The sequence below is a fragment of the Salinisphaera sp. S4-8 genome (assembly GCF_040361235.1).
Lineage (GTDB): Bacteria > Pseudomonadota > Gammaproteobacteria > Nevskiales > Salinisphaeraceae > Salinisphaera.
The window spans coordinates 56,633-70,957 of the sequence record NZ_APNF01000008.1; the positions used below are offsets into that span (position 1 = coordinate 56,633).

At 64.0% G+C, this 14,325-nt stretch carries 13 protein-coding genes and 1 tRNA gene; 11 read left to right on the forward strand and 3 right to left on the reverse strand.

Annotated features, from left to right (window positions below; translation table 11 throughout):
- Positions 1 to 12: 12 nt before the first annotated feature.
- Together S4A8_RS13150 and S4A8_RS13155 are read left to right on the forward strand one after the other, a co-directional pair.
- Positions 13 to 837 (forward strand): TSUP family transporter, encoded by an 825-nt coding sequence (locus S4A8_RS13150; RefSeq protein WP_353177758.1) that lies wholly within the window; start codon positions 13 to 15, stop codon positions 835 to 837.
- A complete protein-coding gene (locus tag S4A8_RS13155) occupies positions 834 to 1,943 on the forward strand; it encodes an NAD(P)/FAD-dependent oxidoreductase (RefSeq protein ID WP_353220492.1) in 1,110 nt (369 codons plus the stop codon). The genes S4A8_RS13150 and S4A8_RS13155 overlap by 4 nt, the downstream gene beginning before the upstream one ends.
- A gap of 133 nt (positions 1,944 to 2,076) precedes the next feature.
- On the opposite strand, the gene S4A8_RS13160 is transcribed toward S4A8_RS13155, so the two are convergent.
- Positions 2,077 to 3,543: a catalase gene (locus S4A8_RS13160; RefSeq protein WP_353220493.1), complete on the reverse strand. Its 1,467-nt coding sequence runs from the start codon at positions 3,541 to 3,543 to the stop codon at positions 2,077 to 2,079.
- Between the two features lie 49 nt (positions 3,544 to 3,592).
- Positions 3,593 to 4,054, reverse strand: coding sequence for a Fur family transcriptional regulator (locus S4A8_RS13165; RefSeq protein ID WP_353177763.1), 462 nt, complete (start codon positions 4,052 to 4,054; stop codon positions 3,593 to 3,595).
- A 188-nt stretch (positions 4,055 to 4,242) separates the two neighbouring features.
- Here S4A8_RS13165 and mutL point away from each other — a divergent pair, with 188 nt between their 5' ends.
- From mutL to S4A8_RS13210, 9 genes are all read left to right on the forward strand, one after another.
- Positions 4,243 to 6,063 carry a DNA mismatch repair endonuclease MutL gene (mutL, locus tag S4A8_RS13170; protein ID WP_353220494.1) on the forward strand — a complete coding sequence of 607 codons (1,821 nt, stop codon included), beginning with the start codon at positions 4,243 to 4,245 and terminating at the stop codon, positions 6,061 to 6,063.
- Positions 6,064 to 6,065: 2 nt separating this feature from the next.
- Complete coding sequence (gene miaA, locus S4A8_RS13175; protein ID WP_353220495.1) at positions 6,066 to 7,034, forward strand: tRNA (adenosine(37)-N6)-dimethylallyltransferase MiaA; 969 nt, start codon at positions 6,066 to 6,068, stop codon at positions 7,032 to 7,034.
- Between the two features lie 47 nt (positions 7,035 to 7,081).
- Positions 7,082 to 7,342, forward strand: coding sequence for an RNA chaperone Hfq (gene hfq, locus S4A8_RS13180; protein ID WP_353177769.1), 261 nt, complete (start codon positions 7,082 to 7,084; stop codon positions 7,340 to 7,342).
- A gap of 23 nt (positions 7,343 to 7,365) precedes the next feature.
- The gene (gene hflX, locus S4A8_RS13185) at positions 7,366 to 8,709 is read left to right on the forward strand and encodes a ribosome rescue GTPase HflX (RefSeq protein ID WP_353220496.1); all 1,344 of its coding nucleotides are present in this window, start codon (positions 7,366 to 7,368) and stop codon (positions 8,707 to 8,709) included.
- 333 nt (positions 8,710 to 9,042) lie between these two features.
- Positions 9,043 to 10,404: a protease modulator HflK gene (hflK, locus tag S4A8_RS13190; protein ID WP_353177773.1), complete on the forward strand. Its 1,362-nt coding sequence runs from the start codon at positions 9,043 to 9,045 to the stop codon at positions 10,402 to 10,404.
- A complete protein-coding gene (gene hflC, locus S4A8_RS13195; protein WP_353220497.1) occupies positions 10,401 to 11,282 on the forward strand; it encodes a protease modulator HflC in 882 nt (293 codons plus the stop codon). Before hflK ends, hflC begins: the two co-directional genes overlap by 4 nt.
- Before the next feature lie 6 nt (positions 11,283 to 11,288).
- Entirely contained in the window at positions 11,289 to 11,474 is a 186-nt protein-coding gene (locus S4A8_RS13200) for a DUF2065 domain-containing protein (protein ID WP_353177777.1), read from the forward strand.
- A 20-nt stretch (positions 11,475 to 11,494) separates the two neighbouring features.
- A complete protein-coding gene (locus S4A8_RS13205; protein WP_353177779.1) occupies positions 11,495 to 12,700 on the forward strand; it encodes an ATP phosphoribosyltransferase regulatory subunit in 1,206 nt (401 codons plus the stop codon).
- 2 nt (positions 12,701 to 12,702) lie between these two features.
- Positions 12,703 to 13,998: an adenylosuccinate synthase gene (locus tag S4A8_RS13210; RefSeq protein ID WP_353177781.1), complete on the forward strand. Its 1,296-nt coding sequence runs from the start codon at positions 12,703 to 12,705 to the stop codon at positions 13,996 to 13,998.
- Between the two features lie 158 nt (positions 13,999 to 14,156).
- On the opposite strand, the gene S4A8_RS13215 is transcribed toward S4A8_RS13210, so the two are convergent.
- A tRNA-Leu gene (locus S4A8_RS13215) sits at positions 14,157 to 14,243 on the reverse strand.
- Positions 14,244 to 14,325 lie beyond the last annotated feature (82 nt).

Sequence of the window (14,325 nt, forward strand, 5' to 3'; positions counted from 1 at the left end):
AGAGAGGCAGCAGTGGTTCTTCTCCTGGGGGTCGCGGCCGGGCTCGCCTACGGGCTGACCGCGTTCGCGGGCGCATTCCTGGCCGTACCCTTGCTTGTACTGTTTGCGGGCGTGACTTTTCATATGGCACTGCCGATCGCCCTGTTTGCGCTGGGTATCTGTGCCGCGATCGCAGCCGGTGATGCCGTGCGTGCGCGCCAATGCGATATTTTCGCAAGTGTCTGGTTGATGGGCGGTTCGTTGCCCGTGGCGCTGGCGCTGGGCGCGCTGGCGCATTCGTTGTCGGACTCGGTGCTGGCAACGCTGTTCGTGGTGGCCGCGATCATATTCGGGCCTTTGCTTCTCCTGACCGTGCGTGCCTTTGCCGCGCATGTCGCGCTGCCGCCCGCGGCCCTGCTGCATGCGCCGCGGCGCAGTCTTACCGATGCCAGCACGCACATCGCGCGTAGCCCGGGCGATAATGTCGGCCTGTTGTTCGCGGGTATGGGCTGCGGCGTCTTGACAGCGTTGGTGTCGGCGCCCGGTTCCTGGATCGGCTGGCGCGTACTCCAGCAGCGCTGGCCCGGCCAGCCGCATCTGGCAGTCGGCACGCTGGCCCTGGTGACAGCGGTCGTGGCGACCCTGACTGCCGGCTGGCAGTTTCTGTTCGTCGCCGACGTGCCCGGCTATACGGCCGGCCTGTATGTGCTGGGTACAGTCGCCGGTATGGGCATCGCGCGCCGGGTGCAGCAGCGTCTGCCGTTCGCGGCGACCCATCGCGTGCTGGGTGTTCTGACCGTGGTTGCAGCGCTGGCGCTGTGGGTGGCGGTAATGGGCAGTATCCGCGCCAGCTTATGAAACCGCTCGTGCTCGTCGGCGCTGGCCACAGTCATATTGCCCTGCTTGGGCGGGCAGAGCGCCTGCGTGCGGCGGGTTTCGACATAACCCTCGTCGACCCGGGCAGCTTCTGGTATGGCGGCGCGGCCGCTGGCGTGCTGGCAGGACAATTCAGCCAGGTCGCGCTCAAGCTGCCGTTACGCCGTTTCTGTGCCGATCGCGGTGTGCACTACCGCGCCGATCGAGCAATCGGCATGGATACGCGTCATCGCCGGCTGTGGCTTGCCAGCGGGGACATGCTCAACTTCGATACGCTTTCGATGGATGTCGGCCTGGAGAACAGCTTGTCGGTGGCCACCGGCAGTCACGAACCGCCGCAGCTATGGTCGGCGGTGGATGTCAGTGCATTGTTGCAGTTCGCCGATACATTGATGTCGGAAAGCCGGGGCGGGGCACTGCGGCGTATCGCAGTGGTCGGCGCCGGTGCACGCGCGCTGGAGGTGGTCGCCGGGTTGGGCGCACACCCGCAGGCGCGCGCATTCCAGATCGCCTGGTTCGTGCCGCATGCGCGGATATTGCCGGGCGCGCCGGTGGCGCTTGAGCGTCGTATCCGGCGGCGGTTGACCGCGCGCGGCGTGGAGATCATCGCGCACACGGCAATTATCCAAAAGGTCGACGGGGCGATCGTGAGTGACGATGGTCGGCGTTTCGCCATGGATCATGCCGTGCTCGCTGGCGATGCCAGTGCCGCACGGTTCGTACACGCGGCGCGCCTGCCCGCCCAGCAGGCCGGGCTCTATGTCACCCGGCGGCTGCAATCGCCATCGGATGCGCGCGTCTATGCAGCAGGCGCCTGTGCCAGTGTGCTCGGCGCGCAGGGCGAACACCGTTATAGCGAACGCCATGCACGCGTTCTCGCCCACAATATCGAGGCAGGCGCGCGACAGCGCCCTTTTCAGAGTGTGCGCGCAAACGCTGGCGCTACGGTGGTCGATCTGGGCGATGGACAGGCAGCCGGGTGGCGTGGCCGGTTGTGGTGGCAGGGCCGTGCGCTGGCACGTCGCAAGGCGCGTTCTCACGCGAAATGGCTGGCGTTGATTGCGCAATATGCGCCCGTCAGTCGATAACGCTGCCAATGCGTCGGCCCTGGCTTGAGCTGCCTTCTAATAGGCCATCGATTCTGAACCGCGCATAAAAAAGGCGACGCATCGAACGATGCGCCGCCTCCAACCGGATCGTCGTTAAACCGACGGTGCGCGGTTACGCGGACTGAAGGTTTTCCCGAACCGCCTTCTCGACGCGCTCGCCGATGGTTTCATCGACGTTGCGCCAGTACTGGAAGGCGCGCTGGAGTACGTCTTCGCCCACGCCGTCGGACAGATGACCCGCGATGTTGTGCACCAGACGGTCACGTTCTTCGTCGTTCATCACCTTGTTGACGAGATCGTTGGCCTGGTTGAAGTCGCCATCATCCTTGCGCAGCGTATAGGCCGCACGAACCATGGCACCGTCGGCTTCCCAGACGTTGTTCGCCGGGTAGGCATCCGGGTTGGCATGGGCGCCGCCCTTGGTGTTGGGCACATAGACCGGATCGCTCACGTTCTGGATGCGCATGGCACCGCCCTTGGTGTAGCTGTGAACCGGCGATCTCGGCACGTTGACCGGGATCTGCTTGTAGTTCACGCCCAGACGGGCACGGTGTGCGTCGGCGTAGGAAATGGTGCGGGCCAGCAGCATCTTGTCCGGGCTCACGCCGGTGCCGGGGACCATGTTGTTGGGCTCGAAGGCCGCCTGTTCGATTTCGGTATGGAAATCGGTCGGGTTGCGGTCGAGCTTCATGCGACCCACCGTATGCAGCGGGTAGTCCTCGTGCGGCCAGACCTTGGTCAGGTCGAACGGGTTGATGCGATAGGTCTTGGCATCTTCGTAGGGCATGATCTGAACCTGCAGGGTCCAGGTCGGATACTCGCCGCGTTCGATCGCTTCGAACAGATCGCGACGGTGATAGTCGGCGTCGGAGCCGGCCATCTGATCGGCCTGTTCCTGGGTCAGGCACTTGATGCCCTGATCGGTCTTGAAGTGGTACTTCACCCAGAAACGCTCGCCTTCGGCGTTGACCCACATATAGGTATGGCTGGAGTAGCCGTTCATGTGGCGCCAGGTGGCGGGCACGCCGCGATCGCCCATCAGCCAGGTGACCTGATGCGCCGATTCCGGCGACTGGGTCCAGAAGTCCCACTGCATGTCGTGGTCGCGCAGGCCGTTGTCGGCACGACGCTTCTGCGAGTGGATGAAGTGCTGGAACTTCATCGGGTCGCGCACGAAGAACACGGGGGTGTTGTTACCCACCATGTCGAAGTTGCCTTCCTCGGTATAGAACTTCAGCGCGAAGCCGCGCGGATCACGCCAGGTGTCGGGGCTGCCGGATTCGCCGGCGACCGTGGAGAAACGCGCGACCATCGGGGTGGTGGCGCCTTTCTGCAGGAAGGAGGCCTTCGTGTATTTGCTGACGTCTTCGGTGACTTCGAACTGGCCGAAGGCGCCGCCGCCCTTGGCATGGGGCTGGCGGTCCGGAATCATTTCCCGGTTGAAGGCCGCCATCTGCTCCATGAGGAAGTGATCGTGCATGACGATCGGGCCGTCGTTGCCGACGGTTAGCGAATGCTCGTCGCTCGGATACGGTTCGCCGCCGGTGGTCGTTTCTGTTTTATGGATATCGTCCGTCAAGGTTTTACCCTCCAGGTGGTGGTTTACGCGACGCGTACGCCGCATATCGTTATCGTCGCGACTGATCATCGTCCGTGCTGGCGGTGTCGGCCGTACGGCACACGCCGCAGATGCCCCAGTACATGACCTCGGCTTCGTCGATTTCAAAGCCGTGGTCGTGATCGGGATCCAGGCAGGGACGCACGCCAACGGCACAGTCGACATCCTCGATACGCCCGCACCGCCGACACACCAGATGATGGTGGTTGTCGCCGGTGCGCCGCTCGAACCGCGCCGGATGGCCGGCCGGTTTGATCTGCTGTACCAGATTGGCTTCGAGACAGGCATTGAGTACGTCGTAGACCGCCTGTTTCGAAATCGAGCCCAGCCGTTGACGCACGCCTTCATGCACCTGCTCGACCGTGGCATGGGGGTTGTCCGCAAGCCACTCGAGCACGCCATGGCGCGCGGCCGTGACCCGCATTCCGCGGGCACGAAGCTGTTGAACGATGGGTGTCATGTCTCGACTCATGGCCAGCCGATACTCGGCGATAAACTTGAACGAGTCAAGTTTACGATTGGCTACAGTCAATCCTGGCGTCACAAGCGCGGGCAGCCGGCCAAATCGGGCGCACCGGTCGCGCTCCGGCGCGCACGCGATTTTGCGAACGTGCCAGACTTGGCCGACACTATGGCGCTGCCCAGACCCGATGCAGCCTCATGCCGATTCGCCGACTCGATGACCAGTTGATCAGCCAGATCGCCGCCGGCGAGGTGGTCGAACGTCCCGCGTCGATCGTCAAGGAACTCATGGAAAACAGCCTCGACGCGGGCGCGGGCTGGATTCACGTGACGATCGAACATGGCGGTCTGCGTCGTATTGTGGTGGCCGATGATGGCCACGGTATTGCAGGCGACGATCTGGCACTGGCCGTGGCCCGTCATGCCACCAGCAAGATCGATAGCCTGGATGCACTCGAGTCGGTGGCAAGTCTTGGGTTTCGTGGCGAAGCGCTGGCCAGTATTGCCTCGGTATCGCAGCTGACGTTGACGTCGCGCACGGCCGACGCCGATTGCGCCTATGCGATCAGCCCGGCCAGCAGCGATACGCCGCGCCCGGCAGCACTCGATCGTGGTACGCGCGTGGAAGTGCGCGAACTGTTTGCGCGTATCCCGGCGCGGCGCAAGTTCCTGCGCGCGCCGGCGACCGAATTCGCGCATATCCGCAAGGCTTTCAATCAGCTGGCCCTGTCGCGCTTCGATATCGGCTTCGTACTGCATCACGACAGCACCGAAGTCGCGCGTATCGCCCCCGCGCAGAGTACCGAGGCCATGCAGCAGCGCGTGGACAAACTCATCGGCGGGGCGTTTGGTGATCATGCCGTGGCCGTGGATGAACAGGCCGCCGGCATGCGCCTGTCCGGCTGGATTGCCACGCCGGGGTTTTCCCGGGGCCAGGCCGATCGCCAGTACAGCTATGTGAACAACCGGCCGATTCGCGACAAGGTGTTCAATCACGGCGTGCGCCTGGCGTATCGCGATCTGTTGCACAACCAGCGCCACCCGGCCTATGTGCTCTATCTGACGCTGGATACCCGCCAGGTCGATGTGAACGCCCATCCGGCCAAGGCCGAAGTACGTTTTCGCGAATCGCGGCTGGTACACGATTTCGTGTTTCGCAGCGTCGGCCGGGCACTGGCCGCGGTCGAGGCCAAACCGCATGCCGCACGCGAGGTCGAGCTGCCGGTAACCGCGAGTGAAAGCCCGCCGCCATCGAACCCGATCGCCGGCGTGGGCGTGCAGCAATCCTTCGATACCCGGCCATACAGTGGCGGGGCGCCGGGTGTCGCCCAGTCGCGTGCGGCCTATGCCTTCCAGATGCCGAGCGCCCCCGAGCCGTCGCTGCAGGCGCCGCCGGCAGCGCCTGCGAGCGCGAATGATGAGCGCGCGCCCATGCCGGCGCTGGGCTATGCCATCGGCCAACTGCACGATATTTATATTCTGGCCCAGAACCGCGAGGGCCTGGTGCTCGTGGATATGCATGCCGCGCATGAGCGCGTGCTCTACGAACAACTCAAACAGGAGTATTCGGCGGGCCATATCCAGTCAAAGCGCTTGCTCGTACCGGAAACGTTGTCGGTATCGGAGCAGGAAGCCGCCGCCATCGAAACCCACGCCGAGGCGCTGGCGGCGGTGGGGCTGGAAATCACCCGCGCGGGCCCGACGAGCGGGCTGCTGCGCGCGGTGCCGGCACTACTGGCCAACGAGGATTACGTGGCCTTGGCCTATGACATGATCGGCGAACTCGGCGAGGGCCTGCGCGGCGCGGCCGGCGTGCGCGATCGTATCGACGACGTGCTGGCCGATATGGGCTGCAAGGCTGCGGTGAAGGCCGGGCGCCGGCTGACCCTGACCGAAATGAATGCGCTGTTGCGCGATATGGAACATACCGAGCGGGCCGGCCATTGCAATCATGGCCGCCCGAGCTGGGTTCAGGTCGACATGGCCGGCCTGGACCGGCTGTTCATGCGCGGCAAGTGACGATGAATACGCACAGACCGGGCGTGGTCTTTCTGCTCGGGCCGACCGCCTCCGGCAAGACCGGTCTGGCCATCGAGCTGGTCGAACGCCTGAATGCCGAGATCGTGTCGGTGGATTCGGCCATGGTCTATCGCGGCATGGATATCGGTACCGCCAAACCGGATGCCGAAACGCTGGCCCGTGCGCCGCATGCGCTGATCGATATTCGTGACCCGGCCGAGCCGTATTCGGCCGCCGATTTTCGGGCCGATGCCATCGCCGAGATCGAGCGCATTCATGCCGCCGGCCGGCTGCCGCTGCTCACCGGTGGCACCTCGCTGTATTTTCGCGCCCTCGAACATGGGCTCAGCGAAATGCCGTCGCGCGATGAAGCCGTGCGCGCCCATCTGAATGCCGAGGCCGAGCGCCACGGCTGGGCGCAACTGCATGAACGCCTGGCGGCGATCGACGCCGAGACCGCGCAGCGGATTCATCCCAACGATGCCCAGCGTATTCAGCGCGCGCTCGAGATTCATACGCTGACCGGGCTCGCCCCCAGCGTGTTGCATGCCCGCGACAAGGCGCGCCGGAACGTGGCTGCGCTGCCGTGGTCTATCTGCAAGATCGCGGTCGCGCCAGCGCGGCGCGAAACGCTGCATGCACGCATCGCCCAGCGCTTCGAGACGATGTTGGCACAAGGCTTGTATGCCGAGGTTGAAAAGCTGCACGCCCGGCCCGATCTAAACCTCGAATTGCCGTCGATGCGGGCGGTCGGTTATCGCCAGCTCTGGCAGGTGCTGGATGGGCAGATGACATTGGACGAAGGGATCACTCGCGCGGTGTTTGCCTCGCGTCAGCTGGCCAAACGGCAACTGACCTGGCTACGCTCGCTGGAACGGGTTGCATGGCTGGAAAGTGAAGAAAAAAACATTACAAATCAGGCATTAGAAGCCATCCGGGCAGCCGGCCAGCCGGTTGGGCCCGTGCTATAATCGAATCATACGAATTTTATACCCCTGCTTTTTCGGAGTCTGAATCCATGGCAAAAGGCCAAACACTACAAGAACCATTCCTCAATGCCTTGCGCAAGGAGCGCGTGCCGGTGTCGATTTATCTGGTCAACGGCATCAAGCTTCAGGGTCAGATCGAGTCCTTCGACCAGTTCGTGGTACTGCTGCGTAATGCGGTCAACCAGATGGTCTACAAACACGCAATTTCCACCATCGTGCCCTCGCGCAACGTCCGCTCGGAAATGCATGAGGAAATGAATCAGAACAGTGAGGTTGACGGTAATTCCTGATACAGCGCGTATGAGTAGTCGGCATGTTTGAGCGTCCGCCGACCGGCCAGGCGGCCGTGATCGTGCATCTCGCCTTCGGCCTCGACGAATACGACGAGGCCGATCGCGAGTTCCACGAACTGGTCACGTCGGCCGGTGGCGAAGTGCTTGCCCATGTCGGCGGTAGTCGGCGCAGCCCCGATCCGCGGTATTTCGTGGGCGGCGGCAAGGTCGACGAAATTGCCGAGCTCGTGGTCGAACACGGCGCCGAACTCGTGGTGTTCAACCACGACTTGTCGCCGAGTCAGGAGCGCAACCTCGAAAAGCGCCTGAACGCGCGCGTGCTCGATCGCGCCGGGCTCATTCTGGATATCTTTGCGTCGCGTGCGCGTTCGCACGAGGGCAAGTTGCAGGTCGAGTTGGCCCAACTTCAGCATCTGGCCACGCGGCTGGTGCGCGGCTGGTCGCATCTGGAGCGTCAAAAGGGCGGTATCGGCCTGCGCGGGCCGGGTGAAACCCAGCTGGAAACCGATCGCCGCCTGCTCAACGAGCGTATCAAGATGCTGCGCCAGCGCCTGGAGAAGGTCAGTGCGCGGCGCGAGCAGGGCCGTTCGGCACGTCGGCGTGCCCGTACGCCGATCGTGTCGCTGGTGGGTTATACCAATGCCGGCAAGTCGACGCTTTTCAATCGACTCACCGGCGAAGACATCTATGCCGCCGACCAGCTGTTCGCTACGCTCGATCCGACCCTGCGGCGTATGAGTGTGCCGGTGGGCGAGCCGTTGATCGTGGCCGATACCGTGGGTTTCATCCGCGATCTGCCGCACGAACTGGTGGCGGCGTTCAAGGCCACGCTGGAAGAAACACGCGAGGCCGACGTATTGCTGCATGTCATCGATGCCGCCGACGTAGAGCGCCGCGCCCACGCACGCGAAGTCAATAACGTATTGGCAGAAATCGGTGCGGGTGAAGTGCCCCAGATCGAGGTGTTCAACAAGGTCGATCTGATCGACGACGAATCCGCGCGTATCGAAACCGATGCGCACGGCCGGCCGCTGCGTGTCTGGCTGTCGGCGGCCAGCGGCGAGGGCGTGGATGCGCTGCGCGCGGTGCTGGCCGATTTCTGCAATCCGGATATGATCGCCGGAGTGCTGCGCGTGCCGGCGGCAGCCGGGCGGCTGCGCTCGGCGCTGTTCGAGCTGGGCGTGGTGGATGACGAAAGCTACGATGACGACGGCGCGAGCCGGCTGAACGTGACCGCTTCGCAGGGCGACCTGGAGCGAATTGTCGCCCAGGCCGGGCTTGCGTTCGACGACGTGCTGGTTGAGCGGCGGGCCGCGCGAATGGCCACGGCGGACTCGGCATCTTCGGCTTCGCCGTCTGCGTAAGGCGCTTGCAGGCTGCGGTTGTTGCTGTGCTGGCTGTCGGTGTATGCGCCAGCAGCGTTCGACAGGGGTACGGGGGGTCGATAGAATCGCGCTTTCGCCCCGCGCCGGCGGCCAAATCCTTCGTTCCAGCCGCGTGCCGTTACGCCGCGAGCTGTGTGCGCGATGGCAATGTAAAGGAAACAACAGATTTGCTCATGGCAAATGAACGATCGATAACGCAACCGCCCAGCTCGGCGGTTCAGGCACTCGCTTTATCGTTGCGCTGCACCCGATTCGGGCGCGGCGCGCGTGGCGCGTGCGCTGTTCACAACATGGCAACGGGAGCCTGCTGATATGGCCTGGAATGAGCCCGGCAAGGGTCAGGACCCCTGGGGCGGCGGCAACAAGAACAACGGTAGCGGCCCGCCCGATCTGGATCAGATCTGGCGTAAGTTCCGTGCCCGCATGTCCGGCAACAAGGGCGGCAATGGTGGTTCGGACAACGGCGGCGGCGCCGGTGGGCCGAGCCCGGCGATTTTGTTGTTCATCGTGCCGGTGGCACTGGTGATCTGGCTGCTGACCGGTCTGTACGTGGTGCAGCCGGGTGAAAAAGGCGTGGTGCTGCGTTTCGGTGACTATATCGAGACGCAGGGGCCGGGCTGGCACTGGCGGATTCCGTATCCGGTGGATCGGGTCTACAAGGTCGACACCCAGCAGGTGCGCCGGGCCAAGAACCGCGCGGTGATGCTGACTAAGGACGAAAACATCGTCGAGGTCGAGGTCGCCGTGCAATATCGCATTTCGGATGCGATGAACTATCTGTTCCAGCTGCGCGAGCCCGATGCCACCGTCGAGCAGGTGCTGCGTTCGGCGGTACGCGAGATCGTGGGCACCAGCCGCATGAACCAGGTGATCCAGGAGGGCGTGCAGGTCGAAGAGCTCGAGGATCGCGCGTTGCAGAACGTCGATCTCAAGGAAGGCTCCGGCCAGCCGGCCGAAAAGGATGCCCTGCAGGGCGTGGACGACAAGCTCGTCAACGAGATCAAGGCCCAGCAGGAAAGCTACCCCGAGATCACCGACCGTTCGCGTGCCGCGTTGCCGGAAAACGTACGCAAGATCGTGCAGAGCACGTTGTCGAGCTACGACGCCGGTATCGATGTGGTGGCCGTGAACGTGCAGTACTCGCAGCCGCCGGAGCAGGTCCAGGGTGCGTTCGAGGAAGCGATCAAGGCGCGTGAGGAAGAAGAGCGCAAGAAGAATATCGCCCGAGCCTATGCCCGCGATATCGTGGCCCGTGCCCAGGGTGAGAAGGCTCGGATTCTGCTGGATGCACGGGGTTATCGCGAACAGAAGACGGCCCGCGCCAAGGGTGAGGCCCAGCGCTTCACCGAACTGCTGGCCCAGTACGAAAAGGCGCCGGAAGTCACCCGCGAACGCCTGTATCTGGAAACCATGGGCGACGTGCTGTCGAACGCGAACCTGATTCTGGCCGAGCAGGGCGGCAACGGGCCGATGATGTATCTGCCGCTTGAAAAGATGCTCAATGAATCGCGTCGCAACAAACAGCTCGAGAACGCAGCCAACGACGGCATGAACGCCGATTCGGATGGCAACAGCGCCAACGCCGGCTCGGCCGACAGCGGATCGAACGACAATAGCTCGTCGTCCAGCCGCCGTTCGTCCGACAGTCTTCGCAGCCGGGACCGCAACTCATGAGCCCCAAGCATATTTTCGCGATCATCGTCGTTCTCGTCATCGGCTACGCAGCGCTCGATTCGGCCTTCATCGTCGACGAGCGTGAGCGTGTCGTGGTGGTCGAGCTGGGTGAGATCGTCGGCCAGAACTACGAGCCGGGCCTGCATTTCAAGGCGCCCTTCATCCAGACCGTGCACTCCTTCGATCGCCGCGTGATGACCTTCACCGAAGAGATCGAACGCGTGCTGACCTCCGAGAACAAGAACCTCGCGGTCGATTTCTACGTCAAGTGGCGCATCAACGATACGGTCGACTATTACCTGTCGACCCAGGGTCAGGAACAACGCACTCGCGACCTGCTCACCGAAATCGTGGAGAACGACCTGCTGGCCGAATTCTCCAAGCGCACGATTCGCCAGGCGGTCGGCGACGATCGCAACGAAATCGTCGCCGCGGTTCAGGTGCAGGCCAATCAGGACGCCAAGGAACTCGGTGTGCAGATCGAGGACGTGCGCATCATGCGTCTGGACCTGCCCGAAGAGGTCAGCGAGTCGGTCTACGAGCGCATGCGCTCCGAGCGTCAGGAAGTCATCCGTACGCTGCGGGCCCAGGGCGACGCGGCCGCGCAGGAGATCCGCTCGGACGCCGAACGCGAACGTACGATCATCCTGGCCGACGCCTATAGCCAGGGGCAGGTGATCCGCGGTAAGGGCGACGCCCAGGCCGCCGAGCTCTATGCCCAGGCGTATCAGGCCAACCCGACGTTCTACAGCTTCTATCGCAGCCTGGAGCTCTATCGCGATGCGCTGGGCAGCGACGATCTGATGCTGCTGCGCCCGGACGGCAAGCTGTTCCGCTACTTCAACCCGAGTGCGTCGAACGCCGGATCGAGCCCGTAGCGCGGCATGTGGCCGGATCTTGTGCGCGCGTTGGCGCTTGTGCTGGTGATCGAGGGGCTGATGCCGTTCATCGCCCCCGAGCGCTGGCGTGAGATGATGCTGCGGCTGTCGGAAGTCGACGGCCGCAGCCTGCGCGTGTTCGGCGGCGTGCTCATCGGCGTGGGCGCGGTGCTGTTGCAATTCATTCATTGATTCAAAGACGTCGGAACGCGATGCAATCCAACCGCTGGCTTTTGCCCGAGGGCGTACAGGAAATGGTGCCGCCGGAGTCGTGGCGCCTCGAATCTGCCCGCCGGCAGCTTCTCGATCTGTACTGGCGCTGGGGCTATGACCTCATTCGCCCACCGCTGATCGAATATCTCGACTCGCTGTTGACCGGGGCCGGTCACGAGCTCGATCTGCAGACATTCAAGCTCACCGATCAGCTCAACGGGCGCATGATGGGCGTACGCTCGGACATGACCACCCAGGCCACGCGTATCGATGCCCATCGCCTGGCGGCCACGGGGCCCGCGCGCTACTGCTATATCGGCAGTATTCTGCGTACCCGGCCCGAAGAGCCGGGTGGTTCCCGCCAGCCCTTGCAGGTCGGCGCCGAGAAATTCGGCGATGCCCATATCGACAGCGATCTGGAAATCGTGTCGCTGATGCTGGAAACGCTGGGCCTGATGGGTATCGACAACGCCTGTCTGGATCTCGGCCATGTCGCGATCTACCGGCGGCTGGTCGCCCATGCCGATATGCCGGCCGAGCTCGAGCCGCAGCTTTTCGATGTGGTGCAACGCAAGTCACGGCCGGACCTCGACGCGCTCGCCGCCTCAGGCCGTCTGGATGCCCAGAGCCATGCCCGCTTCACCCAGCTGATCGAGCTCAATGGCGCGCCCAGCGTGCTCGCCGATGCGCGCGAGGCGCTGGCCGGAATCGACCCGGGCATCGACAGTGCCCTGGATCGGCTCGACGAAATGGTCGCGCTGCTGGCCAACCACTACCCGCAGGTACCGCTGTTTCTCGATCTGGCCGAGCTGCGCGGCTATCGTTACAAGACCGGCCTGCTGTATGCGGCCTTTGCGCCCGGTCTCGGGCGCGAACTGGCCCGTGGCGGGCGCTACGACAATGTGGGCGCGGCGTTCGGGCGGCCGCGCCCGGCGACGGGTTTTTCGGCCGATCTCAACCTGTTGGCCGCGCTCGGGCGCTTCGATGTCGCGCCGCGCGGCGGCGCGATCCATGCGCCGGCCGGTAGCGACCCGCAGCTGCTGGCCAGTGTTCGCCGGCTGCGCGCGGCGGGCGAACGCGTGGTCGTGGCCACGCCGGATAGCGGCGATCGTATCGACCCTGGTTGCGATCGCGCACTCGAATATATCGACGGTCGCTGGGACGTGCGACCACTGTCTGAAACGACTCACCCGAGCAAGGATTAGTCATGGGCAAACGTGTCATCGTCATCGGCAGCCAGTGGGGCGACGAAGGCAAGGGCAAGATCGTGGATCTGCTCACCGATCGCACCCGCCATGTCGTGCGCTTTCAGGGCGGCCACAATGCCGGCCATACGCTCGTCATCAATGGCGAGAAGACGGTGCTGCACCTCATCCCGTCGGGCATTCTCCACGATGGGGTGACCTGTCATATCGGCAACGGCGTGGTGCTCTCGCCGGAAGCACTGATCGAGGAAATGGCCACGCTCGAGGCGCGGGGCGTACCGGTACGCAGTCGCCTGCGCATCAGTCCGGCCTGTCCGTTGATCCTGCCCAGCCATATCGCGCTGGACAAGGCGCGCGAAGCCGCCCGCGGCAAGACCGCGATCGGCACCACCGGCCGCGGTATCGGTCCCGCGTATGAAGACAAGGTGGCCCGCCGTGCGATTCGCGTGGGCGATCTGTTCCGGCGCGAGATGCTGGCCGCCAAGCTCGGCGAGGCGCTGGACTTCCACAACTTCGTGCTCAAGAACTATTTCGGCGTTGCGCCGATCGATTTTCAGTCGACGCTCGACGAATGCCTGCGCTATGCCGACGAGATGGCGCCGATGGTGGCCGACGTGGCCGAGCTGCTGCGCCAGGCCTATGTCGCCGACGAATCGATTCTGTTCGAAGGCGCCCAGGGCGCGCTGCTGGATGTGGACCACGGCACCTATCCGTACGTAACGTCGTCCAACACCACGGCTGGCGGGGCGGCCACCGGCACCGGCGTGGGCCCGGTGTATTTCGACTATGTCATGGGCGTGGTCAAGGCCTATACCACGCGCGTGGGCTCGGGCCCGTTCCCGACCGAACTCGACGACGCCAACGGCCGCCATCTGGCCTCCAAGGGCGCCGAGTTCGGTGCCACCACGGGGCGCGCGCGTCGCTGTGGCTGGTTCGATGCCGTGGGCTTGCGCCGGGCGGCCTTCAACAACAGTCTGTCGGGGCTTTGTATCACCAAGCTCGACGTGCTCGACGGCCTGGATGCGATTCAGCTGTGTACCGGCTATCGCTGCGACGACGAGCTGATTACCGTGCCGCCGCTGGGCGCGGATGCGCTGTCGCGTTGCGAGCCGGTGTATGAAGAGATGCCCGGCTGGAAGGAGTCCACGGTGGGCGTACGCGAATACGATGCGCTGCCGCAGGCCGCGCGTAATTATCTCGATCGTCTGACCGAGATCGTGGGTACGCCGATCGACGTGGTGTCCACCGGCCCCGATCGGGCCGACACCATCGTGCTGCGCGACCCGTTCGCGGGCTGAGGTTGCCTGGCCGCGGTCGCCGCCTGGTGACCGCGGTGTCTGAAGGGTTGAGGCGCTGCGCACGCGCTTTCGACAGACATAAAAAAAGCCGCGCTACTAGCGCGGCTTTTTCGCGATTCACGCTTGGCTCGGCCAATCGTGAGTCATCAATTCGAACTTGGTGCCCAGGAGAGGACTTGAACCTCCACGACCGTTAGGTCACTAGCACCTGAAGCTAGCGCGTCTACCAATTCCGCCACCTGGGCTCGAAGAGCGCGCAATTTAGCGATTGGTCAGGCAGTTGTCAATCGCTGTCGACAATCGTTGCTTGTGCATGCCTGTGGTTAC

Coding starts and splice junctions, on each gene's coding strand:
- S4A8_RS13155 (WP_353220492.1), top strand. CDS start 834: ATGAAACCGCTCGTGCTCGTCGGCGCTGGCCACAGTCATATTGCCCTG.
- S4A8_RS13165 (WP_353177763.1), bottom strand. CDS start 4,054: ATGAGTCGAGACATGACACCCATCGTTCAACAGCTTCGTGCCCGCGGA.
- mutL (WP_353220494.1), top strand. CDS start 4,243: ATGCCGATTCGCCGACTCGATGACCAGTTGATCAGCCAGATCGCCGCC.
- miaA (WP_353220495.1), top strand. CDS start 6,066: ATGAATACGCACAGACCGGGCGTGGTCTTTCTGCTCGGGCCGACCGCC.
- hfq (WP_353177769.1), top strand. CDS start 7,082: ATGGCAAAAGGCCAAACACTACAAGAACCATTCCTCAATGCCTTGCGC.
- hflX (WP_353220496.1), top strand. CDS start 7,366: ATGTTTGAGCGTCCGCCGACCGGCCAGGCGGCCGTGATCGTGCATCTC.
- hflK (WP_353177773.1), top strand. CDS start 9,043: ATGGCCTGGAATGAGCCCGGCAAGGGTCAGGACCCCTGGGGCGGCGGC.
- hflC (WP_353220497.1), top strand. CDS start 10,401: ATGAGCCCCAAGCATATTTTCGCGATCATCGTCGTTCTCGTCATCGGC.
- S4A8_RS13200 (WP_353177777.1), top strand. CDS start 11,289: ATGTGGCCGGATCTTGTGCGCGCGTTGGCGCTTGTGCTGGTGATCGAG.
- S4A8_RS13205 (WP_353177779.1), top strand. CDS start 11,495: ATGCAATCCAACCGCTGGCTTTTGCCCGAGGGCGTACAGGAAATGGTG.
- S4A8_RS13210 (WP_353177781.1), top strand. CDS start 12,703: ATGGGCAAACGTGTCATCGTCATCGGCAGCCAGTGGGGCGACGAAGGC.